Origin of the sequence: Sphingopyxis sp. H073 (assembly GCF_001468395.1) — a bacterium.
Taxonomy (GTDB): Bacteria; Pseudomonadota; Alphaproteobacteria; order Sphingomonadales; family Sphingomonadaceae; genus Sphingopyxis.
Map to the genome: position 1 here is coordinate 450,861 of NZ_LNSG01000002.1, position 21,507 is coordinate 472,367.

Genomic DNA, 21,507 nt, shown 5'->3' on the forward strand with positions numbered 1-21,507 from the left:
TTTTGCGGCATATGTCTTCCGACGGTCCGCCATCGACAGAATGGCGCCGCGGAGGGAGATATTGGTGTCACTATCCGGCTGCCTTGGGTCGATGCTATGACGGTGGCCGTGCCTGGTGATTCCCTGATCCGTCCGCGCCCCTCCGGTGCTTCGCTCAAGTCCGAGTTCGTTGCCTTCAAGGTCAACCGAATCGTCGAGGCGGCGAGCCGTCTTTTCTACGAGCGCGGCTACAGCAGTTGCACCCTCGACAATGTCGCGAGCCAGTTGAGCGTCACCAAGCCCTTCCTATATTCCTATTTCCGGAACAAGGAGGCGATCCTCGCGGCGATCTGCGAGGTCGGAATCAGCGAGGCGCTGGGGGTGCTGGAAGACGTCCTGGCGCATGAGCATGACAGCCATCGGGCGCGGCTTGCCGAAGTGGTCCGCAAGGTCGGACGGATTGTCATCGACCGGCAGGAATATGTGGTCGTCTATCAGCGCGAGATGAAGCATCTGAGCGCTGACGACTACAAGCGGATCCTGCGCCTTCGTCACAGTTTCGACCACCAGATCGGCGAAATGATCCGCGAAGGCGTCGCCAGCGGCGAGTTTCGCGAGGATATCGACCCATTCATCGCGGTCTGGATCGGCGGCCTCATCAGCTGGATTCCAACCTGGTACTCGTCCAGCGGCCAGCGGTCGGCCGAAGAAGTGATCGAATATCTCGTCCAGGCCGCGCTGCGGCTTGCGGGCGCGGAATAGCGTAAGAAGGATCTGGAAAAAGGCAGGAAGTGAGCGGGCAAACACTGCCCGACTGGTAAATCAGCAATTGAAGTACTGACGGGTAGAAAATTATAAGCCCGGTAGATCAGGGAGAGAAACGATGAATTTGACGTTCAAGCATCTGCTGTCGGCGACCGCCATGGCATCGCTCGCTGTCGCATCGCCGGTTTATGCCCAAGCGGCGAACCCGGATGACGCGGCGGACGGCAATGACGAAAATGCCATCATCGTGACCGCGACCAAGTCGGGAAAATCGCTCGAAGATACTGGGGCGGCGATTTCGGTGCTGGGCGCGGACGATGTCGGGGCGGGCGGCATCGAGGACGCCGGCGATCTTGCCGCCGCGGTGCCGAACGTGTCCGTCGGCGACCAGTTCGGCGTCAACCGCACCTTCATTCGCGGGATCGGCCTTACCAGCATCGATCTGGGCGCCGACGGCGCGGTCGCCTTCCTGCAGAACGGGGCGATCATCAGCCGCCCGGCTGCGCAGCTCAGCGGCTTTTACGACGTCCAGCAGATCGAAGTGCTGCGCGGGCCGCAGGGGACGACCTACGGACGCGGCGCGACCGGCGGCGTGATCAATATCGTCACCGCGCGGCCGACCCCCGAGTTCAAGGGGTTTGGCCGTGCGACCTATGGCAATTACGAGGCGCGCACGCTGGAAGCGGCACTTGGCGGGCCGATCGCCGGCGAAAGCCTGATGTTCCGCGTCGCGGGCAAATATGAAAGGCGCGACGGCTATGGCACCAATTTGTTTACCGGAAACCCGGTGGACGACCGCGACGCCTATGCTGTTCGCGGCTCGCTGCTCGCCAAATTGTCGCCCGACTTCGAACTGCTGGTTGTCGCCGATCACTTCAAGGAAGACGACAACAATTACGCGTTTCACTTTTTCGGTACGACCGTCGTTCCGGAGGCCGCACTGGCGTCGTCGCTGCTCGGCGGGAAGACGATCTATGATTATTATGCAGCGCGCGGCGAGAAGCCCGATCTGCGGAACATCTATTCCGACGAAGACGCCGTCAACAAGCGCAACGGTTCGAGCGTCCAGGGCATCGTGACTTGGGACTCGGGCGATTTCTCGCTGGTTTCGACGACCGCCTATCGCAAGTTCAAGCGCTTCAACCGCGACGACCTCGACGTCAGCGATATCAACGCTTTCGGCCAGAACAACTATACCGAAGACAGCAAGTCGTTCAGCCAGGAAGTCAACTTCACCTATAAGGTCGGGGGCCTTTCCCTGCTCGGCGGCGCGACCTATTTCGACGAAAAGCTGTTTGGCGAAGTCCGTGTACCGACGGTCAATCTGGCATCCTATTTCAACATCGTGCTCGGCACCAATCTGCCCGCCGACCTTTTCGACAATGGCAATTACCTGCAACGCGGCACGGTGAAGACCAAGGCTGCGGGCGCCTATCTGGAGGCCGCGTACGAAATCCTGCCCGACCTCACGCTCACGGCGGGCGCGCGTTACAATTGGGAAAAGCGCAGCGGCGTCGGGCGCTTCACCTTCGAGGCGCAGGGGCTCGACATTCCGACCGACAAGAGCGGCAGCTGGGACGCGATCACGCCGAAGTTCGCGATCGAGTATCGCACACCGGGCGGAACCCTTTTCTATGGCAAGGTGACGCGCGGCTTCAAATCGGGCGTCGTCAACATCGGCAGCGTCAACTCGGTCATCGATCCCGAATATGTGTGGAGTTATGAAGCCGGTTTCCGCGGCGAAACCGCCGACCGCAAATTCGGCTTCGCCGGCGCGGTCTTCTATTACGACTATACCAATCTACAGGTCGGCTTCGTCAACGCGAACAGCATTGTCGAGACGATCAACGCAGCGTCGGCGCGCAACTACGGCGTCGAGCTCGAGACGACGTTCCGCCCCGGAGACAACACCACGATCCGCGTCTACGGCACCTACCTCAACGCCAAGTACAAGGATTTCTGCAACGGCTATTATGCCGCGGGCAATCCGAGCCGGCCGCAGTATCCCGCCTGCGCGACCGACCCGGCGCTCGTCGATCTATCGGGCAACCGCCTGGCGAACGCGCCCAAATATACGGTCGCGGCCTTCGTCGATCAGCGTTTCGACTTGGGCAGCACAGGATTCCTCGACTTGTCGGCCGATATCAATCTGCAGGACGAAGTCTTCTTTACCGAGTTCAATAACAATGACGCGCGGCAAGAGGCCTTTGCGATGGTCAATGCCAGCATCACCTATCGCTCGCCCGACGAGCGATGGTCGGTGGCGCTGTGGGGCAAGAATCTCACCGACAAATATGCGCTGGCGAACACGATCATTACCGCGCCGCTCTACAGCTTCGTGTCGGTCGGATCGCTGCGGCCACCGCGGACCTATGGCGTAACCCTCGGCGTCGACTTCTGACGGGAGGGGCAGCATGAACGCAGCTTTTAGCATCGGCAGGCACAAGGTCTATCGACTCGAGGAGTGGCAGGGCGGGTTCAGCCCGCCCGAAGCGCTCTTTGCCGAATATGAAGAGGCTGCCTTCAACGAACATGCCGAGGATTTCGAGCCCGCCTTCTTTCGCGACGGGTTGATCTACGGCTACCTCCAAAGCTGGCTTATCGACACAGGAACCGAGCGGATCATCGTCGATACCGGGGCGGGCAATGACAAGGACCGCCCCGGTATCCCGATCTTCGGCCAGCTGGCGACCCCGTTTCTGGCGGGTATCGAGGCCGCGGGGTTCGCGCCGGGCGACATCGACAAGGTCTTCTGCACCCACCTGCACGTCGACCATGTCGGTTGGAACACCGAATGGCGTGACGGGAGCTGGCGGCCGACCTTTCCCAAGGCCCGCTATTATTTCCCGCGCGCCGACGAGGAGGCGTGGAACCCGGCAAAGGCGTGCTATGCAACGCTCGCCGGAGCCGGGGTGAACGCCAATGTCTTTGAGGACAGCGTGCAGCCGATCCTCGACGCAGGCCTTGCCGAACTGATCGACGATGGCGCCACCATCGCACCGGGTATGCGCGCCTGGACCTTCCCGGGGCACACACCGGGGCATATGGTGCTGGAGGTCGAGAACGACGGCGATGTGGCGCTGTTTACGGGCGACATATTGCACCACCCGATGCAGGTCGTCCGGCCCGACTGGAACAGCGTCTATTGCGAGGATCGGGCTGTGGCGGCCGACACGCGGCGTCGCATACTCGAACGCGCCAGCGCGAAGCGGGCCCGCATCGTGCCGGCGCATTTCGGCGCGCCACATTCGGTTTTCGTCGCACGCGGCGACGACGGAGCTTTCGTGCCGCGCTTCGGCTAGCTTCTGGGAGACGCCCCCGTGACCGATGTCCTCGTACCTTCCTTCTCTCCAGACGACGTGGCGCTGAAAGCCGATCCGTACATCGCCTTTGCGCGCCTGCGCGAACACGACCCGATCCACCGCTCCGACCTAGGCTATTGGGTTGTCAGCCGTCACGAGGATGTGCGGTCGGTGCTGATGAACCGCGAGGATTTCGGTCAGGGCGATTTTGTCGAGAATATCCGCCTCTTCTATGGCCCCGAATTCGATGTGCTGGGGCAGCGCGGCTATAAATGGTTGTCCGAGGTGTTCCTGATGCAGGACCCGCCGCATCACACGCGGGTGCGCGGGCTGGTAACCGGAGCGCTGACGGCGAAGCGGGTTCGCGCGATGGAGCCGCGCATCCGCGAGATCACCGACCGGCTGATCGACGGGTTCCTAGCCGATGGTCGTGGCGATCTGATCGCGCGTTTTGCCTATGAACTTCCGGTGCGGGTGATGTGCGACATGCTCGGCATCGATCCCGAAGACGACCGTCTGAACGCCGTCATCAACGCCATCGCACAGAGCTTCATCGTGTTCGAAGCGCGCGCGCTGACCGCCGAAGAGCTGGCGACCGCAAACAGCCATATTGCGGTGTTGCAGCAGTTTTTCGAGACGTTGTTCGACGAGCGGAAGGCGGCGCCGCAGGACGATCTGGCGACCGCGCTTGTCCAGGCTGGCGGCGCCGAAGATGCGCTGTCGCACGATGAACTGGTGACGGTCGCGATCGGACTGTTCGGCGCCGGGTTCGAGACGACGGCGCATATGATCGGCAATGGGCTGCTCTGCTTCAGCCGTTTTCCCGATCAATGGCAGCGTCTGGTGGCCGATCCGCAGGGGTTCGCCGCGGGCACGGTCGACGAGGTGCTGCGTTACGAAAGCTCGCTCGTCGCCACCTATCGCACAGCGCTGCAATCAACCGAGGTTCGTGGTCGGTCGGTGGCGAAGGGCGAGAAGGTGCTGACCCTGATCGGGGCGGGAAACCGCGATCCGCGGGTGTTCGACAACCCCGACCGCTTCGATATCGGACGCGAGAATGCGGCCCGGCACCTGAGCTTCGGCGGCGGGATTCATTTCTGCGTGGGCGCGGAGCTCGCCCGGCTCGAGGGACGGGTCGCATTCGAGCGGCTGGCAACGCGGCTGCCGGGGCTCCGCGTCGACATCGAGGCGCCGGCATGGCGCGACGGGTTCCTGTTCCGCGGCATGAGCGCGCTGCCCGCGCGCTGGTGACGCGTCAGGGCGTGACGACGATCTTGCCGATACGCGTCGCCGACGCCAGGCTTTCGAACGCGGCTGGCGCATCGGCAAGAACAAATCTCCGCTCGATCACCGCCTTGATCCGCTTGCGCTGGGCGAGCCCGAAGATGGTCTCCAATATCGTCCGCACCCGCGCCGGATCGCTTTCGCCAAGATAGCGGGCGTCGACACCCGCCAGTTCGCCCGACTTCAGCAGCGGCAGGTTGGCGGGAAGCCGCGGGATGCCGTCGGCCGAAGCAAATCCGACCACCAAGTGGCGCCCGTGTTTGGCAAGCGACCGGAAACAGGCCTCGAACAGCGGGCCACCGACGGGATCGAACACGCGGTCGACCCCGGCAGGATGGCGGGTCTTTAGCTGTGCGCGCCAGTCTGGATCGCGATAATCGAGCACCAGATCCGCCCCGAGCGTCGCCACATGGCGCATCTTGGCCTCGCCCGAGGCGAGACCGACGACGATGCCGCCGCTGGCGTGGGCGAGCTGGACCGCCGCAGATCCGACGCCGCCCGATGCGCCGGTAACGAGCAGCGACTGGCCGGGCTGGTAGCCGCCGCGATCGAAAAGACCATAATAGGCGGTGAGAAAATCCAGGAGCAGCGCGGACGCGTTCGCGGCTTCGAGGGCGCCCGGCACAGCCACGCTGCTCGCCGCGCTGACGATCGCCTGTTCGGCGAGGCCGCCGCCGAACTGCCAGCTGGCGATACGCTGGCCCGGCGCAAATCCTGTTACGCCGTCGCCGACCGCTTCGACGCGCCCGACGATCTCTCCGCCGGGGACGAAGGGAAGCGGCGGCTGCACTTGATAGAGTCCGCGCATCAGCAGTGCGTCGACGAACCCCAGCGAAGTCGCTTCGACGCGCAGCAGGATTTCGCCCGCTTGCGGCGCGCCGATCGGCCGGTCCTCGAGCTCGAAATCCTCGACAGCGCCGAGGCGATGACCCTGAAAGGCTTTCATCGGCAGCGACCCTGCCGCCTATCCCGCTTTGGCGAGGGCAGGGCGGTCGCCATCCTTGGTGCCGAACTCGAGATCGTCGGCTTTCGGCGATCGCGTCATCCGCCAGAAGGCGTCGTTGCGCCACGGCGTGATCGCGATCACGCGGCCCTTGGCGTTGCGATACCAGTTCTCGGTGCCGGGGTGGGTCCACACCAGCTTCTCATGCGCCTCGTCGATCCGGCGGCGATAGTCCTGATAGACGCTGTCCTTTACCTCGACCGTATTAGCACCCCGCGCGGCGCTGGCCAGCACGACTTCGCCGGCAAAATGCATCTGGTTTTCGATATTGCGGATCATGCTGCCGCCGTGACCCGACCCGACGTTGGGGCCGAGCAGAATAAACAGATTGGGAAATCCCGGCACTAGCGTGCCAAGATAGGCGGCCGCGTCGTCGTCGCCCCACAGGTCGCGCAAGACGGCGCCGCCGCGTCCGATCACCTCATAGGAGCCAAGCACGCGCGTCGTCTGAAACCCGGTCGCCAGAATGATGACGTCGGCCTCGACCTCGATCCCCGATGACGAGATCAGCCGGTTGCCTTCGACGCGCGCCAGATGTTCGGGAATCAGCCGGACATTCGGCTTGCGCAGCGTCCGATACCAGCCATTGTCGAGCAGCATCCGCTTGGCGAAGGGCGGATAGTCGGGCAGCACGTCACCGATCAGTTCGGGGCGGTCAGCCAGCTGCTCATGGACATAGCGGGTGAAATGGCGGCGGTGGCCGTCGTTGATCGCGTTCACCGCGCGCTCGGGGTGCGGCCATTCGGGATCGCGGTGCAGGGTGCCGTGCACGCGGTCGTTGAAGGTCCACGACAGGCGCTGTTCCAGCCACGCCCGGTACAGCGGCACAGCCTGCATCAAATAGCGCACGCCATCGGGAACCGCCTTGCGGAATTGCGGGAACGGCGCCGCCCATTGTTTCGACCGCGCGAACAGGGTGAGCGTTGCCGCGGTGTCGGCGACCGCCGGGGCGACCTGCATCCCCGACGCGCCATTGCCCACCACCGCGACGCGCTTGCCGGAAAGATCGGCGTTCTCGGGCCAGCGGCTCGTATGGATGACCTCGCCTGCAAAGGAATCGAGGCCGTCGATCTGCGGATACTTCGGGATGTTGAGAATGCCGACAGCGCTGAACAAATAGTCGGCGCGGTGCGTCGTCGTGGTGCCGTCGGGCTTTGCCACCGACACTTCCCACTGACCGGCGTCGTCGATCCAGCGTGCCGATTCGACCTTCGAATTGAACTGGGCGCGCGCGGGCAAGCCATATTCGCGCGCGGTATCGAGAAGATAGGCTTCGATCTCGTCGCGCAGCGGGAAATATTGCGACCAGTCGTTCGGGCGGCACGAGAAGGTGTAGGTCAGCGACGGGGTGTCGACCCCGCATCCCGGATAGCGATTTTCGAACCAGGTGCCGCCGAAATCCTCGTTCTTTTCGAACAGGACATAATTGATGCCCAGCCGCTGCAGCTCCATTCCGGCGCAAATGCCCGAAATGCCGCCCCCGATTACGATCGCCGATTTCGTCTTGAGCGAAGGGGGTATTTCGCGCGGCGCAGGCGCAACCATCATCCCGGCCGCGACAATATCGCCATATTCCGCCGGCACATGTTCGGCCATCGCGACGCTCAGCATCGTTGCGAGATGGGCATTGTCAGGGCGAGGCAGGGCCAGCGGCTTGCCTTTCAGCCAGTCCTCGATCGCCTGGCGCGCCTGGTTGCGGATCTCGCGCTGGATGTCGTCGGGCAACTGGCCACTGTCATTGTCGTCCAGCCCGGGCGCGCGGCGCGGGCGATAGGGTTCCTCCAGCCATTTGGCGTCACCCGTCATCTGGTGGAGGAGCATGAGCAGCGACGGGATATTTCCCTGGTCGACCCCCGCCGCCAGAAGCGGCCAGTCGATCTGGTCCGCGGCGATCGGCCGGTCGGGTATCGGATCAGTCATGTCTTCAATATCCTGGAACGAGCGATGAAAAGGGGAGCGTATGGAATTTTTCTGGCCGGCGGGTTTTCGCTCATCATAGCGCAAAGCTCTCGCGGCGAACCCTGAGCCCCGCGGCTTCGCGGTCCCAGGTATCGCCGGTAACGCCTTCGCGGCGCAGATCGGTCTTGAGCACTTTGGCCGACGGCGTCTTGGGTAATTCGTCCAGCACGCGGAAATAGCGCGGGACCATGAAATAGGGCATGGTTTCGATCAGATATTCGGCGAGCGCGCGGCAGTTGACCGACCGGCCGGGAACGGGCGCGACGACGACCATGACCTCGTCCTCCGAATATTCGCTCGGCACCGCGATCGCGGCGGCTTCGCGCACGTCGGGGTGACGGCAGACCTCGGCCTCGACCTCGAAGGACGAGATATTTTCGCCGCGGCGGCGGATCGCATCCTTCACCCGGTCGACGAAATAATAATAGCCGTCCTCGTCGCGGCGAAAGGCGTCGCCGGTGTGGAACCAGCCGTTGCGCCACGCGGCGGCGGTGGCCTCGGGGTTGGCGTTGTAGCCGCTGTTCATCGCCCAGGGGCGGTCGGTGCGCACGAGCATCTCGCCGATTTCGCCGACCGCGACCTCGCAATCATTGCCATCGACCAGCCGCACTTCGACGCCGGGACGGACACGGCCGCAGGTGCCGATCTTTGCGGGATTGGCCTCCGATACGACCGGCGACGAAATCTCGGTCATGTTGAAGATCGTGTAGATGTCGATGCCGAACCGCTCGGTAAAGGCGGGCGCGTCGCCGGTCAGCGGCACCATGAAGGCCTTTTTGACGCCATGATCGCGGTCCTGCGCGGATGCAGGCGCCTTCAGCAGGAAGGTGGCCATGACGCCGAGCAGAAACACGACCGTCGCGCCAGTGCGTTTGGCGACCGCCCAGAACTCGTCGGTCGAAAAATTGTCGATCATCGCCACCGACGCGCCGCGGGCCAGCATCACGAACGGCGGACCCATCCCGCCGATGTGAAAGATCGGTGCGACGCACATATAGCGGTCGTCCTCGCCGACCATCGGCCAGCTTTCGGGCCCGGCGTTCGAAAACATGTGAAGATAGGACGACAGGACGCCCTTCGACGGGCCGGTCGTGCCGGACGTATAGATGATCGACTGAATGTCCCAGGGCTCGATCGGCCGTTCGAGCGGTATGTCCTCCGACGGATCGCCGATCACGTCGTCGAACCGCACAGTTGGCAGAGGCACCTCTGCCACCGCATTCGCGGTGGTGACGACCAGAAGCTCGACTCCGGCAAGGTCGACCTCGGCCAGGCGCGGGATCAGGTCGGGATGGACCAGCAACATGCGCGCCGACGAGTTCGCGAGCACATGCTCGAGCAGTCCGCCGCGGTACGCGGTGTTGAACGGCACGAACACCGCGCCGAGATAGTTGATCGCATAAAAGGCGACGAGCGCATCGGGTCCGTTCGGCAGCCACACCGCCACATGCTCGCCCTGCCGGACGCCGAGCTTGCGGAGGCCCGCCGCCTTGGCGCGAACGCGGGCCCGGATTTCGGAGAAACTCCATTCGGACCCGTCGGCAAATACGATGTGCGCCTTGTCCGGCCGCTCGGCTGCCCAGCGGTCGAGAAGATAGCGCAGGACGCATTCGTCGCGATTGGGAATGCGCGGATCCTGAAAATCTCTTGCTCGCTCGGTGTTCGGCATGGCGGATCCTGTTGCTTCGGTCGCTGTGGGCGGGGTTGCCGGCATAATCATGCTGCGCGGCGAAGGATTTCGAGGATATCGGCGGCCGAGGTGACGGGCCGCGGATTCGTGCGGCCCCAGATGTCGAGCAGCGTGTAGTCGGCCACCTGCTGAAAGCGCGATTCGTCGACGCCGACATCGCTCAGCCGCCGCGGCATCCCCAGCCCCGAGATGAAGGCGTCGAGCGCCGCCGAAGCGCTCGTATGGTCGCCGCCGAGTACCGCAAGAGTGCGCTCTTGGCGGCTGGTGTCATGTTCGGCGTTCCACGCCAGAACATAGGGCGACATGACGCAGGAGGTGTAGCCGTGCGGGACGTCGCAGGTGCCGCCCAGAATATGGCCGATCGCGTGGCTGGCGCCCATTGGAACGCCGCCGATGATGCTGATCATCGACTGCCAGGCGCCGATCTGGCATTTCAGGCGGCCTTCCAGATCGCCCGGGTCGGCCTTCACGCGAGGCAGGCCCTCGACGAGCAGTCGCAGCGCACTTTCGGCGAGTCCGTCGGCAAAATCGTTCGACTGGTACGACGACAGGGTCTCGACCGCATGGTCGACCGAGCGAACCCCCGTCGAAAGCCAGAGCCATTCGGGCGTGTGCCGGGTGATGGCGGGATCGAGCACGACCATGACCGGCGCCATGTTGCGATGCTCATAACCCTGCTTGTGCTGTGTCACTTCGTCGGTTGAACCCGACAGTGCGTTGAACTCGCCGCCGGATAGGGTCGTGGGCACGCAGATGACCGGAATGTCGGGGCCGACCCTGATCGGATTGATCACCTCGCCTGCGTCGGTGACATAGGTGCGAAGCGGTTCGAACGCCTCGACGCTTCGTACATCATGCTTGATGAGCAGCGCGACGATCTTGGCGCTGTCGGTGGCCGAACCGCCGCCGACCGACACAATCAGATCCGCGCCCGCAGCCCGCGCCGCTTCTGCCGCCTTCAGGACATCGGCGCGCGGTGCATGCGGGGCAATCCCGCTAAAGGTCGCCGCATGCCGCGCGCCCAGTGCCACCTCGATCTTTCCGATTTCATCGGTGTGTTCGCGCAGCGTCGTCGATGCCAGCAGGAAGACCTTGCTGCATCCCATCTTTTCGGCCTGGTCGGCAATCGCCTCCGCCGTCGGGACGCCCATCGTAACCCGCTCGGTCCGGGTAAAACGCAATTCGCTCGGGGTGATGTCGGACATGGACTCGCTCTCCTCTGATCGTCCGGTCTGTGCCGCCTCGTGAATCAGATAGTGACAGGACTAGGAGATACTGGCTAGTATATTTTTCAACCGATGAGAATATTCTGTGCCGTGCGCCGGACGCGATGGGGAGACAATTCCATATGAGTGAACAGGAAAACAGCGCATTGCCGCCGGCCGCGAATATCCGCATTCTCGAATTTTCGGGGCTCGGTCCCACCCCTTTTGGCGCGATGCTGCTCGCCGACCTTGGCGCGGACATCTTGCGGATCGAACGTTTCGGCGCCGGGCGTCCGCTGGGGGGCGATCCGCAATATGATTTCCTCTATCGAAATCGCCCCTCGGTTGCGATCGATCTAAAGTCTCCGGATGGCCTCGCGCTCGTGCGGGATCTGGCGACACGTGCCGACGTTGTTATCGAAGGCTATCGGCCAGGGGCGATGGAGCGGCTGGGCTTGGGACCGGACATGCTCTGCGCAGCGAATGAACGGCTGATCTACGCGCGCATGAGCGGGTGGGGTCAGACGGGGCCGCTCGCGTCACGCGCCGGACACGACATCAACTATCTTGCTTTGACCGGTGCGCTTTATCCGATCGGACCAACCGATGCTCCCCCCGTGCCGCCGATAAACCTCGTAGGAAATTTTGGTGGCGGCGGAACATTTCTAGCGATGGGGGTGCTCGCCGCGCTTCTCGAACGCCAGCGCTCGGGCAAGGGTCAGGTTCTCGACGTCGCGATGGTCGATGGCATTTCGATCCTGCTGACCCAGATGGCGGGATGGATGCAGATGGGCCTTTGGAGCCAGGGGCGCAGCGACAACCTCCTCGACGGCAGCGCCTATTTCTATCGCTGCTATGAAACCGCTGATGGCCGTCACATGGCGGTCGGGGCACTGGAGCGCGAATTCCACGATGCGTTTGTCGCTGGCCTGGGACAGGATCCGCTCAGATTTACCGACTATCTCGATCCGGCCGTATGGCCTGACCGCAGTCGCCAAATCGAGCCGATATTCCGTGCGCGATCGCTGGGCGAGTGGTGCGAAGTTTTCGACCAGCTGGACGCTTGTGTGTCTCCGGTACTGACCTACCGGGAAGCGGCAGCACATCCCGCGCATCGAGCACGCGGCGTTCACGCCCATTGCGGTCCGTCGTTGCAGCCAGCGCCCGCCCCAAGATTTGCTAGGTCGCCAAGCCGGGCACCCGATCCGCTGGTTTCGAAGCCTGATATTTCCAAGAGCTTGATGGACTGGGCTGTGACCGAAAATGAGATTTTGCTACTGCGAAAAAATGCGGTTCTCCGATAGCGCTTTGGTCTTTCGCAACAGAAGAGATCAGACCGGTCCGGACTGGCCACTGCAATCAAAATCCGGTTTCGCGGGAAGCTGTCCCTTGGAGCGCCCTTTTGCTTCCCCTCCGAAAACGTCGGCTATTGTAGAAAACGCTTCTAAAAGCGGCCTGACCGCAACCGGCCAGTCCCAGCGGTTGCACTGGCCAGCGGCGCTCAGGTAGCCGTCGTGCCCGGAATGGAGGGGAGGAGCTGCCACCAGCGATAACTGAGCTCCGGATCAGGTACAATTACGCGGATGATTTGGCGTCAATCAGCCTTCGAACCTTGTTCACGAGCCCGTCGACAAGCAGGACGATAACCATTCCAACCAAAATCCAATACAGATCCCATCGTGTTTGCTCCGAAACCTGAGAGGAGAGGATCGTCCCGGACGCCACCACAACCATGAAATAAGTCATTGCAAATTTATAAGTCCAATCATCCATAGCTGCCCCCCAATTTAACCGATCGCACGTTAGCCGAGGTCGATCTTGTGGTCGAGTGACGCCCTCGAGTTTGATGCCGGTCTATTGTCGTCATTTCATCGGGTGTGAAATTAAGCGGCGGATATGGGTGGAAAGCCGACTGAGGCGCGGCTAGTGTCGCCGGATGGTCGATGCGACGTTTTGTTCGAGCGAGCCTTATAGGCGTCGGACATGGCTTCGACAGCACTTACCCTTTTGGGCGTTAGGGTTGGCGCCTAAGGGCGCAGATTGCGAACATTCTGGCGGCATTCACGAATGGTATAAACATGATGACAAGCATTCAGCATGTTTTCATTGCCGGGCAAAGATTGAAGGGCGGCGCTGGTAGATCACGGCTGCAATCGGTCGAGTGCTGCCATCCCCGCTCCATCGGCTTCGAATGTCGGCTTCTCTAGATTCTCCACCTAGAAGCTGCCAGTCCGAAACCGGCCAGCTCGAGCCGAATAGAAGCCGGACAGCGGTTCGCTTATTTGGCAGCGACATTAATCGGATCCCAATCGATGAAAAGGAACCGAACTCGCTTTAAGTGGGCTGCAAGATTGCCAATCGCCCGTCCCAAACCGTAGCCTCCGCCAACATCTGCAGGCGAATGCCCCATAAGCTGGTCGTGCGCGTCCTTGGGAATATTGGCGTCGCGGCACAGATCCTTATAGCTGTGACGGAAACTATAAAACACGGGGCGCGGGTGATCGCCGACGGCATTGTCGATCAGGCGGTTGGCGCGGCGGCTCGCCTCCTTGGTCTTTACACCGAGTGAATCAGCCACGAGGTCGGGGAAAAGCCGGACTGCCCCGCTCGACCGCATCCTTTGGACGTAGTCGAGAAATCCGAGCGCTATCAGTTTGGGATGGAGCGGTATCACGCGAATAGAACCGTCGGTCTTCACCCGCTTACGTTCGTCAATCTCGTCCATGACATAGTCCGTGACGTCGATATAAGGGATCCCTTGCTCGCACTTGATGTCCGCGAGCAAGATCTGACCAAGTTCCTCAATTCGAGCGCCCGTGCAGAGGCCGAGCAGGAACAACCAGCGCAGAGTCGAATCGGAAACCTTTGACTTGCTCAGAGGGTAAGACCAAGGTGTTGTGAACAGCTCGGCCGCAAACAGCTGAGCGAGTTCGTCCTTGGTAAATGGGCGCCGTGTGCTCTTTTTTGTGTATCCTTCGACTTTAATACCGGCGCCGGTGTTCGCAGGGATGAAGCGCTCCTGGAAAGCGAACCCCAGGAGAGCCTGAAGCGCCCCGAGATATTTTTTGATCGATTGCGGCGATATGCGATCTATGCCCGACCCCTCGGCATAGAGCGCATGTATATCGACGAACTCCATCATCCGATGGACCCGCGGCATACTTTTCGGCAGCCCTGCCACGGCGTCCCGAAATTCGAACAGATCGTTGGGCGTGATCTCGCCGATGCCGACGTCGCCGATATAACTCTTGAAATAGCGCACGGCCGTTTTCGTCGCCGCCTGCGCCTTGGGCGTCGGCTTCCGCGCCGCGATCCATTTGGACTCGAGGGCGTCGAGCTTCATGTCCGGCTGAAGGCGGCTCGAATTTGCGCGGCGCCGGGCCGAGGGGGTTACCGGAACTTGTTCGCGGACTTGCGCCGAACCCAGCGCATCAGCCAATGCATCGGCGAGGGGCTCGTCAATCCCGCGATTCGTATCCTCAGGAAGTTTTAGTTCACGCTTTATTTTTGCGACGGCGAAGCTGAGCAGGGGACGCCAACGGCGGCGCGGTGCCCGTTTCTGAAAACTGAACCACAGCTCGCCAGGGTCTCGATGGACCGAAGCATGGATAGCCTCGATTCGAGCGAGTGTTTCGGGGGAAAACTCATCGTCGCTATCACTTCCCGCCAACTTCTTGCGATAAGCAATCCAGTCGGCGGAACTCATGTCTTGTGCGGTGGCCCGATGGTCTCCCGATTGATCCGCGACGGCGTCGTCGAGCTCCTTGAGGACGAAGGCGACATCCATGCCGCCGCTCGCAAACCCCGGTAGCGGACCGGGCGGTGAGGAGGCGGTCGACCAGGACACGCGCCTCATCGGAAGTGAAGGATCCTGGAACACCGTTTGCGAGCGCGTCGCGAAATTGTTCGCACTTCTGCTCATATTCACCATTGGCAATCGCCAGCTTGCGTTCTGCATCGCGCTGATCGGCTGTGCCGAGGCTCACCTTGTATAGTTGGCCGCAAGCGAAGGCGCTTTGCAACGGCAGCGGGATACGGCGGCGAAGATAAAGAATACCGCTGCGCGGGTCGCGCCAGAGTCCCTTCGGATTCATGATTGTTCGTCCTTTGTGTACTCATTTGGTGTACCCACCGAGTCACTAACGAACAGAAAACCGAGACTTCTGCGCCTTTCCGGCGATTTGGTGACCCCTACGGGAATCGAACCCGTGTTTCAGCCGTGAGAGGGCCGCGTCCTGACCGCTAGACGAAGGGGCCTTGTCGGTCGGATGTATCGGGAGAGAAAGGGCCGACCGCCCGGCTGCATCCTGCCCGTCTGTACCGTGGTGACCCCTACGGGACTCGAACCCGTGTTTTCGCCGTGAAAGGGCGACGTCCTAGACCGCTAGACGAAGGGGCCGTCAAATCGGTGAAGCGGGGCCTTAGACGGGCGTTTCCGTGCGGTCAAGCGCGCACGCAAATTTATTGCGCCATCGCCGGTCGTCCCGTCGTCGGTCGCCCCCCAACGCTGGCGGGAGCCAGCCGTCAGTCGGCCCACGCGGCATCCTCGAGGTGGAGTTCGGCGGCGGGGCGGCTGCCCCAGTCGTCGCGTTTGGCGCGCCCCGCGAGCCACAATTTGCGCCCGCGCGCGTTCAGCAGCGTCTGCCCCAGCTCGGTCTCGGCGGCGCGAAAGGCGATCGCCTTGAACCGCGCGCCATCCTCTCCCGCGACGATCAGGCGGAGATGATCGGTGCCGACGATCCCCGATTCGACGATTCGCACCGGTCCCGTCGCGACGCGCGGCGCGGGCCAGCCGGCGCCATATGGCCCGGCGCTTTCGATCGCGTCGCACCACAAGGGATTGATCCCGCGCGGCGCGAGCACCGCGTCGATCAGCAGCGACTTGTCGCCGCTCGCGCGCTCGACGTCCGCCGCCAATCGCTCGTTCAGGAAGGCGCCGAGCGCGTCGACCTTGTTCTTTTCGACGGTCAGCCCCGCCGCCATGGCATGGCCGCCACCCGCGACGAGCAGCCCCGTCTCCTTCGCGGCGAGGATTGCGGCGCCGAGGTCGACGCCCGAGATCGAGCGTCCCGAACCCTTGCCGACGCCATCCTCATCGACTGCAATGACGATCGCCGGGCGGTGCAGCCTTTCCTTGAGCCGCCCCGCGACGATGCCGATTACCCCCGGGTGCCAGCCGTCGCCCGCGACGATCGCGACGGGGGCATTGGCGCAGGCTGCGCTCGCCTCGATCGCCTGGTCGAGCACCGCCGCCTCGATCGCGCGGCGTTCCTCGTTGAGGCGGCCCAGTTCCTGCGCGATATCGGCCGCCTCCTGCGGATCGTTCGTCGTCAGCAGCCGGACGCCAAGGTCCGACTTTCCGACCCGCCCGCCGGCGTTGATGCGCGGCCCCAGCGCAAAGCCCATGTCGCTCGCGGTCGGCGGCCTGGTCAACCGCGCTGCGTCCATCAGCGCGGCCATGCCGATATTGGCGCGCTTCGCCATCACCTTCAGCCCCTGCGTCACCAGCGCGCGGTTGAAACCGGTCAATCGCGCAACGTCGGCGACCGTACCGAGCGCGACAAGGTCGAGCAGCTCGATCAGCTGCGGCTCGGCGCGGCTGCCGAAATGGCCGCGTGCGCGCAGGGTGCGCAGCAACGCCGCGCCGAGCAGGAAGGCAACCCCGACCGCGGCGAGATTGCCGTGGATCGCCGCGTCGGGTTCCTCGTCGAGCCGGTTCGGGTTCACCACCGCAAAGGCTTGCGGAAGCGTCGTCGCGCACTGGTGATGGTCGACGACGATCACTTCGACACCTGCCGCGCGGGCCTCGGCGATCGCGTCGAACGCCTGTGCGCCGCAATCGACGGTGACGATCAGCTTCGATCCCGCCTCGCCGATCCTGACCAGGGCGGCGCCCGACGGACCATATCCCTCCATCAGCCGGTCGGGGATATAGGCGCCCACCGGCACGTCGAGCGCGCGGAGCAGGCGGACGAGCAGCGCCGCCGAGGTCGCTCCGTCGACGTCATAGTCGCCGAAGATCGTCACCGCCTCCTGGCGCTCGACCGCATCGGCGAGCCGCGCGGCGGCGGCGTCCATGTCGCGGAACAGCGACGGGTCGGGCATGAATCCGCGCAGGGTCGGGGTGCGCTGGCGCTCGATATCGTCGCGCGGCACCCCGCGCGCCATCAGCAATTGGGTGACGAGATCGTCGGGGGCGAGGCTTTCGCCGCCCATTTCGGCGCTCGTGCGCCGCCAGTGCCAGGGCTGTCCGCTGATCGAGTGGGTGATGCCAAGCGCGGCTTCGGTCATTGCCGCAGCCCTGCCGTCAGGATGCGCGCGCGCAAATCCTGCGCGACGCCGAGCGGGATCGCCGGAATCTCGTGGCTGGCAAGGCTGCTTCCGCCCGGCACCCCGAAAACAAGCGTCGCGAGGCCGAAGGGGCGGAGGATGAAGTCGGTCTTGAGGTCGACGCTCTGCACCGACGCGTGCGGCAGCAAGGTCATCTTCGGCTTCCACCAGCCGCGGCGGATCGCGACCTGGTCGCCGATATCGGCCCACAGATGATAGCGCGCCGCCCAGAAGGCGATCAGCGCGATCAGCGGCGCAGCGACGATACCGAGCCAGCCGACCGCATTGCCGAGCGAGAGGGCGACGATGCCGCCGATCGTGGTGGCGGTCGCGCCGATGACCGGGCCGAGCGCGACGATATGGTGGCTGTGCTGCCACGCCTGCGCGGCGTCGGGGCGGCGGATCGCGACCTCGTCCAGCACCGGGTCGATCTCCTCGATCCGGCCGAAGGGAACGACCTGATGGTCGCGTTCCTTCTCGCCGTCGCTCGCAAGGCTTTGCAGGCGCAGTTCGTGCCAGCCGAAGCGTTTGCGCAGCCAGCCGGTGACAAGGATCGCTGCCTGCACGCGCTTCACCGGCACCGCGACGTCGGTGCGCGTCGTCAGGCCGCGCGTGCGGCGGAGCGCGCGCGGCTCGCGCGTCAGGCGGAAACCCCAGTTGGCGAACACCATCGTCGCGATGCCGCTCGCGAAACCGATGAACAGCAGCGAGATCGCGGCGCCGATCCCGGCGATCCAGCGGTGCGCGAGCAGCCAGCTGTCGAGCCCGTAGCGCCCCGCGACGTCGATCCAGTCGGCGGGATTGAAGATGTTGAAATCGAACGGCAGCAGATTGTCGAAGAATTGCATGCCGCCGCCGACGACTGCGAGCGCGGCGAGCGAGAAGTTGAACAGCCCGGCGACGAGCAGCCGGCGGGGCCCCATCGCGAAGAGCAGCCGGTCCTCGGCGAGCGCGGGGGCTGGGTCAGGCGCATCCGCCGTCGGTGCTGCGACGGGCGCGCTGCGATGCGCGCGGATCGTCGTGCGCAGCGCCTGCGCGGCGTCGAGCCCGATGGCGTCGAGATGGGCGTCATTCTCCTTGCCGCCCGCGCCGGTCTCGAACCCGACCTTGGCGATGCCGAGCGCGCGCGACACCAACCCCTGTTCGATGCTGACGTCCTGGATGCGGTCGAAGGGGATGGTGCGATGCTGGCGAGAAAGAACGCCGCTTTCGATCACCACCGCGTCGTCGCCGACGATGAAGCGAAATCGCATCCATTGCAGACAGGCGGCGGCGAACGCGATCAGCAGATAGGCGAGGATTGCGGGGACAATCCAGACCCAGTTGCCGGTGAAGCCAAGCGCCGCGACTGCGGGCAGAAACTGCAGCGAGCGCGGCCCGATCCGGACAAGCGCGAGGGCCAGCGTCGCCGGGTGCAGCCGCTGCCAATGCGGCTCGTCGGCGGCCGCGGGAAGGGCGGCGGCGTCGCTCATGCGAAGTCGGTCTGGATATGCCGGCGGATCGTCTCGCGCATCGCAGCGGCAAGGTCGCTGCGCAGGCCGGGCAGGGTGACGGTGCTGTTGTGCGTGCCCGAGGTGTGGACGACGAGGTGCGAGAGGCCGAACCAGCGCTCAACCGGCCCCTGCCCGACGTCGATATGCTGGACGCGGACGAAGGGAACGATCGTGTCGGTGCGGAACAGCCAGCCGCGCGCGACGCGGAGTTGCCCCTCGCCGATCCTGTAGCCCCAGCGCGAAACGCGGCGCGCGGGAAAGGTGACGATCGCGATCGCCGCAAACAGCCACGCGGCGACGCTGACGAGCCCGGTCGGCCCGCCGATCCGCGGCATCACGAGCAGGTCGAACACCGTGGCGCCGATCGCGAGCGGCAGCATGTTGAGCGCGGTAGTGATGCGCAGGACATGGCCATAGGCAAGATCGACCGGACCCAGCCCCTCGCTCGCGTTGAGCGCGTCGGGCGCGAAGGGGTCGGTGGGCGCGGCAGCGGTGTCGGTCATGATCCTCCGTTAGTCGGTTGGCGTGTCAGGGCACAACTATATTGAAGCGCGGGTCCTGCGGCGGGTGCAGCGCGAACCACGACAGGAGCGCCATCCGGTCGCCGTCGATCTTGATCGCGCCCGACTGCATCAGCGCCGGGAATTGTGCTTGCCCCAGCATCACGTCGTCGAGCGTCCCCCGGTCGATGGTGATCGTCGCGGTCGGCGCCGGGTCGGTGACGCCATAGCGCGGGAACTCGACCCCGCCGCCGACGACCACCGCGACCGCTTCCTTGCTGTCGGGCAGAATGAACTGGAAGGTGCCTTTGAGGGCGGCCCCCTTCGCCGCGTCGAAACGCGTCGCGAGCGCGTCGAAGAAGACGCCCGTCGGGATCGCGCTAACAAAGCTGCGGCTCTGCCCGTTGCCCGAAATGCTTTCGACCGCATTGCCGCGCAGGCTCGCCGCGGCGGCGAGATAATAGTTCCGCCAGGCGCCCGATTCGGCCTGGTACCCCATCTGGTCATAGGCCGAGGCGAGCGCCGCGCGCGCCTCCTTGTTGTCGGGCTGCGCAAAGACGAGCTTGTTGAGCAGCTCTGCCGCCCAGCGATAATCGCCCGCCTTGATCGCGTCCTTCCCCGCGGCGAGCAATTTGTCCGCCCCGCCGGCGAGCGCGACATATTTCGGCGCCGACTGCTCGGGCGGCAGTGGGTTGAAATTCGCCGGATTGCCGTCCCACCAGCCGAAATAGCGCTGGTACGTCGCCTTCATGTCGTGGTTGAGCGTCCCGTAATAGCCGCGTGTCCCGAAATCCTTGCCCTGTACCGGCGCCTCGGCGGTCTGGTCGGCGAGCTCGTGCAAGGTCGCGCCCTTGTTCGCGAGGAACAGTGTCCGGTCGTGGACATAGCGATAGGCGTCGCGCTGGTTCGCCAGCAGCTCGCTGACCTCGCCCGTCCCCCAGGTCGGCCAATGATGCGATCCCATCGCGACCTCGGCGCTGCCGCCCCATTTCAGGAGCATCGCGTCGATCACCTTCGACCAGCGCAGCGCATCGCGCACCTGCGCGCCACGGAGCGTCAGGATATTGTGCAGATTGTGGGTCACGACCTCGGTCGTGTGCAGCGCCTTGTAAGCAGGAATGTAAAAGACGAACTCGGCTGGCGCCTCGGTACCGCCCGCGTCCATGAAGTCGAACGCCAGTCCGTCGATCGTCAGCGTTCCGCCCTTGTCCGACACCGTCTCGGTCGGCTCCATATAGCCGATCGTCCCCGACGACAGCTTCGGCCCCAGCCCGGTATCGACCTGCCCCCGCTCGCCCGGCGCCAGGATCGACCCGAACATGTAGAGCGCGCGCCGCCCCATCGCGGTGCCCGCTAGGACGTTCTCCGACGTCGCTTCTTCGGAGAAGCCGTGCGGCGCGATGATCCGCACCTTGCCAGCCTTCACCTCTTCCGGTGTGACGATCCCGCCGACCCCGCCGAAATGGTCGCTATGGCTGTGGCTGAAGATCACCGCCCTGATCGGCAGCACCTTGTCCTTCGCCTCGACCGTATCGGCGAACAGCTTCCACCCCGCGGCGGCCGTTTCTTCGGACAGCAGGGGATCGACGACGATCCAGCCGCTCTTGCCGCGGATGATCGTCATCACCGAAATATCGTAGCCGCGGATCTGCCAGATCTTGCCCGGCACGACCTCGAACAATCCGTGCACCGCGTCGAGCCGCGCCTGCCGCCACAGCGACGGGTTCACCGTGTCGGGCGCGTCCTTCGATTGCAGAAATTCATAGGGCCGCCGGTCCCAAACCGTTTTGCCTTGCTTGTCGAGAATCACCCCGCCCGGAATCTCGGCGAGCTTGCCGCGCCGCACATTGGCTTCGTCGCGCGGGTCGTCGAGCGGCAGGCGCCTCGCGATCTCGGCCTGCGCGGTGCGCGTGGCGTCGCTCGCGGCATCCTGCGCGATCGCGGCGAACGGTATAGCGCTGGCAAGCAGCACGGCGGTCAGTCGGCGCATGTTATCC

Annotated in this window: 15 protein-coding genes, 2 tRNA genes and 1 pseudogene; 6 read left to right on the forward strand and 12 right to left on the reverse strand. The window is 64.0% G+C overall.

Features of this window, described 5'->3' with window-relative positions; all coding sequences use genetic code 11:
- Window positions 1-108: 108 nt before the first annotated feature.
- From ATE64_RS05190 to ATE64_RS05205, 4 genes are all read left to right on the forward strand, one after another.
- The gene (locus ATE64_RS05190; RefSeq protein ID WP_231729038.1) at window positions 109-741 is read left to right on the forward strand and encodes a TetR/AcrR family transcriptional regulator; all 633 of its coding nucleotides are present in this window, start codon (window positions 109-111) and stop codon (window positions 739-741) included.
- Window positions 742-862: 121 nt separating this feature from the next.
- On the forward strand, window positions 863-3,145 hold the full coding sequence (locus ATE64_RS05195) for a TonB-dependent receptor (RefSeq protein WP_058454204.1): 2,283 nt from the start codon (window positions 863-865) through the stop codon (window positions 3,143-3,145).
- A gap of 13 nt (window positions 3,146-3,158) precedes the next feature.
- A complete protein-coding gene (locus tag ATE64_RS05200; protein WP_058454203.1) occupies window positions 3,159-4,046 on the forward strand; it encodes an MBL fold metallo-hydrolase in 888 nt (295 codons plus the stop codon).
- Window positions 4,047-4,064: 18 nt separating this feature from the next.
- Complete coding sequence (locus ATE64_RS05205) at window positions 4,065-5,297, forward strand: cytochrome P450 (protein WP_058454202.1); 1,233 nt, start codon at window positions 4,065-4,067, stop codon at window positions 5,295-5,297.
- Window positions 5,298-5,301: 4 nt separating this feature from the next.
- Here ATE64_RS05205 and ATE64_RS05210 read toward each other — a convergent pair whose 3' ends face one another.
- The 4 genes from ATE64_RS05210 to ATE64_RS05225 all read right to left on the reverse strand — a co-directional run bounded on the left by ATE64_RS05210 (window position 5,302) and on the right by ATE64_RS05225 (window position 11,187).
- Window positions 5,302-6,276 (reverse strand): NADPH:quinone oxidoreductase family protein, encoded by a 975-nt coding sequence (locus tag ATE64_RS05210; RefSeq protein WP_058454201.1) that lies wholly within the window; start codon window positions 6,274-6,276, stop codon window positions 5,302-5,304.
- Between the two features lie 18 nt (window positions 6,277-6,294).
- On the reverse strand, window positions 6,295-8,253 hold the full coding sequence (locus ATE64_RS05215) for an NAD(P)/FAD-dependent oxidoreductase (protein WP_058454200.1): 1,959 nt from the start codon (window positions 8,251-8,253) through the stop codon (window positions 6,295-6,297).
- Window positions 8,254-8,326: 73 nt separating this feature from the next.
- Complete coding sequence (locus ATE64_RS05220) at window positions 8,327-9,961, reverse strand: AMP-binding protein (protein ID WP_058454199.1); 1,635 nt, start codon at window positions 9,959-9,961, stop codon at window positions 8,327-8,329.
- Window positions 9,962-10,008: 47 nt separating this feature from the next.
- On the reverse strand, window positions 10,009-11,187 hold the full coding sequence (locus ATE64_RS05225) for an iron-containing alcohol dehydrogenase (protein ID WP_058454198.1): 1,179 nt from the start codon (window positions 11,185-11,187) through the stop codon (window positions 10,009-10,011).
- A gap of 143 nt (window positions 11,188-11,330) precedes the next feature.
- Here ATE64_RS05225 and ATE64_RS05230 point away from each other — a divergent pair, with 143 nt between their 5' ends.
- Window positions 11,331-12,491: a CaiB/BaiF CoA-transferase family protein gene (locus tag ATE64_RS05230; RefSeq protein WP_082657584.1), complete on the forward strand. Its 1,161-nt coding sequence runs from the start codon at window positions 11,331-11,333 to the stop codon at window positions 12,489-12,491.
- Window positions 12,492-13,465: 974 nt separating this feature from the next.
- Here ATE64_RS05230 and ATE64_RS05235 read toward each other — a convergent pair.
- The gene (locus ATE64_RS05235) at window positions 13,466-14,974 is read right to left on the reverse strand and encodes a site-specific integrase (RefSeq protein ID WP_231729039.1); all 1,509 of its coding nucleotides are present in this window, start codon (window positions 14,972-14,974) and stop codon (window positions 13,466-13,468) included.
- On the opposite strand from ATE64_RS05235, the gene ATE64_RS22165 reads away from it, so the two are divergent.
- Window positions 14,973-15,182 carry a hypothetical protein gene (locus tag ATE64_RS22165; protein ID WP_231729040.1) on the forward strand — a complete coding sequence of 70 codons (210 nt, stop codon included), beginning with the start codon at window positions 14,973-14,975 and terminating at the stop codon, window positions 15,180-15,182. The two genes, ATE64_RS05235 and ATE64_RS22165, sit on opposite strands and share 2 nt — an antisense overlap.
- On the opposite strand, the pseudogene ATE64_RS22390 reads toward ATE64_RS22165, so the two are convergent.
- The 7 genes and pseudogenes from ATE64_RS22390 to ATE64_RS05265 all read right to left on the reverse strand — a co-directional run.
- Window positions 15,144-15,281: pseudogene (locus ATE64_RS22390) on the reverse strand (DUF6538 domain-containing protein); the annotation flags it as partial. The gene ATE64_RS22165 and the pseudogene ATE64_RS22390 overlap by 39 nt on opposite strands.
- Before the next feature lie 88 nt (window positions 15,282-15,369).
- Window positions 15,370-15,444 (reverse strand) — tRNA-Glu (locus ATE64_RS05240).
- A 66-nt stretch (window positions 15,445-15,510) separates the two neighbouring features.
- Window positions 15,511-15,586: transfer RNA gene (locus ATE64_RS05245), tRNA-Glu, on the reverse strand.
- 125 nt (window positions 15,587-15,711) lie between these two features.
- Window positions 15,712-17,478 carry a single-stranded-DNA-specific exonuclease RecJ gene (gene recJ, locus ATE64_RS05250; RefSeq protein ID WP_058454197.1) on the reverse strand — a complete coding sequence of 589 codons (1,767 nt, stop codon included), beginning with the start codon at window positions 17,476-17,478 and terminating at the stop codon, window positions 15,712-15,714.
- Window positions 17,475-18,989, reverse strand: a complete 1,515-nt coding sequence (locus ATE64_RS05255) for a PH domain-containing protein (RefSeq protein ID WP_058454196.1) — start codon at window positions 18,987-18,989, stop codon at window positions 17,475-17,477. Before ATE64_RS05255 ends, recJ begins: the two co-directional genes overlap by 4 nt.
- Complete coding sequence (locus ATE64_RS05260) at window positions 18,986-19,513, reverse strand: PH domain-containing protein (protein ID WP_058454195.1); 528 nt, start codon at window positions 19,511-19,513, stop codon at window positions 18,986-18,988. Before ATE64_RS05260 ends, ATE64_RS05255 begins: the two co-directional genes overlap by 4 nt.
- Before the next feature lie 25 nt (window positions 19,514-19,538).
- Window positions 19,539-21,500, reverse strand: coding sequence for an alkyl sulfatase dimerization domain-containing protein (locus tag ATE64_RS05265; protein WP_058454194.1), 1,962 nt, complete (start codon window positions 21,498-21,500; stop codon window positions 19,539-19,541).
- Window positions 21,501-21,507: the final 7 nt, after the last annotated feature.

Excerpts from the sequence above, each read along its gene's own strand:
- ATE64_RS22165 (WP_231729040.1), top strand. The coding sequence starts at position 14,973 with ATGCCGCCGCTCGCAAACCCCGGTAGCGGACCGGGCGGTGAGGAGGCG.
- ATE64_RS05225 (WP_058454198.1), bottom strand. The coding sequence starts at position 11,187 with ATGTCCGACATCACCCCGAGCGAATTGCGTTTTACCCGGACCGAGCGG.
- recJ (WP_058454197.1), bottom strand. The coding sequence starts at position 17,478 with ATGACCGAAGCCGCGCTTGGCATCACCCACTCGATCAGCGGACAGCCC.
- ATE64_RS05220 (WP_058454199.1), bottom strand. The coding sequence starts at position 9,961 with ATGCCGAACACCGAGCGAGCAAGAGATTTTCAGGATCCGCGCATTCCC.
- ATE64_RS05235 (WP_231729039.1), bottom strand. The coding sequence starts at position 14,974 with ATGGATGTCGCCTTCGTCCTCAAGGAGCTCGACGACGCCGTCGCGGAT.
- ATE64_RS05210 (WP_058454201.1), bottom strand. The coding sequence starts at position 6,276 with ATGAAAGCCTTTCAGGGTCATCGCCTCGGCGCTGTCGAGGATTTCGAG.
- ATE64_RS05255 (WP_058454196.1), bottom strand. The coding sequence starts at position 18,989 with ATGAGCGACGCCGCCGCCCTTCCCGCGGCCGCCGACGAGCCGCATTGG.
- ATE64_RS05195 (WP_058454204.1), top strand. The coding sequence starts at position 863 with ATGAATTTGACGTTCAAGCATCTGCTGTCGGCGACCGCCATGGCATCG.
- ATE64_RS05230 (WP_082657584.1), top strand. The coding sequence starts at position 11,331 with ATGAGTGAACAGGAAAACAGCGCATTGCCGCCGGCCGCGAATATCCGC.
- ATE64_RS05200 (WP_058454203.1), top strand. The coding sequence starts at position 3,159 with ATGAACGCAGCTTTTAGCATCGGCAGGCACAAGGTCTATCGACTCGAG.
- ATE64_RS05215 (WP_058454200.1), bottom strand. The coding sequence starts at position 8,253 with ATGACTGATCCGATACCCGACCGGCCGATCGCCGCGGACCAGATCGAC.
- ATE64_RS05265 (WP_058454194.1), bottom strand. The coding sequence starts at position 21,500 with ATGCGCCGACTGACCGCCGTGCTGCTTGCCAGCGCTATACCGTTCGCC.
- ATE64_RS05260 (WP_058454195.1), bottom strand. The coding sequence starts at position 19,513 with ATGACCGACACCGCTGCCGCGCCCACCGACCCCTTCGCGCCCGACGCG.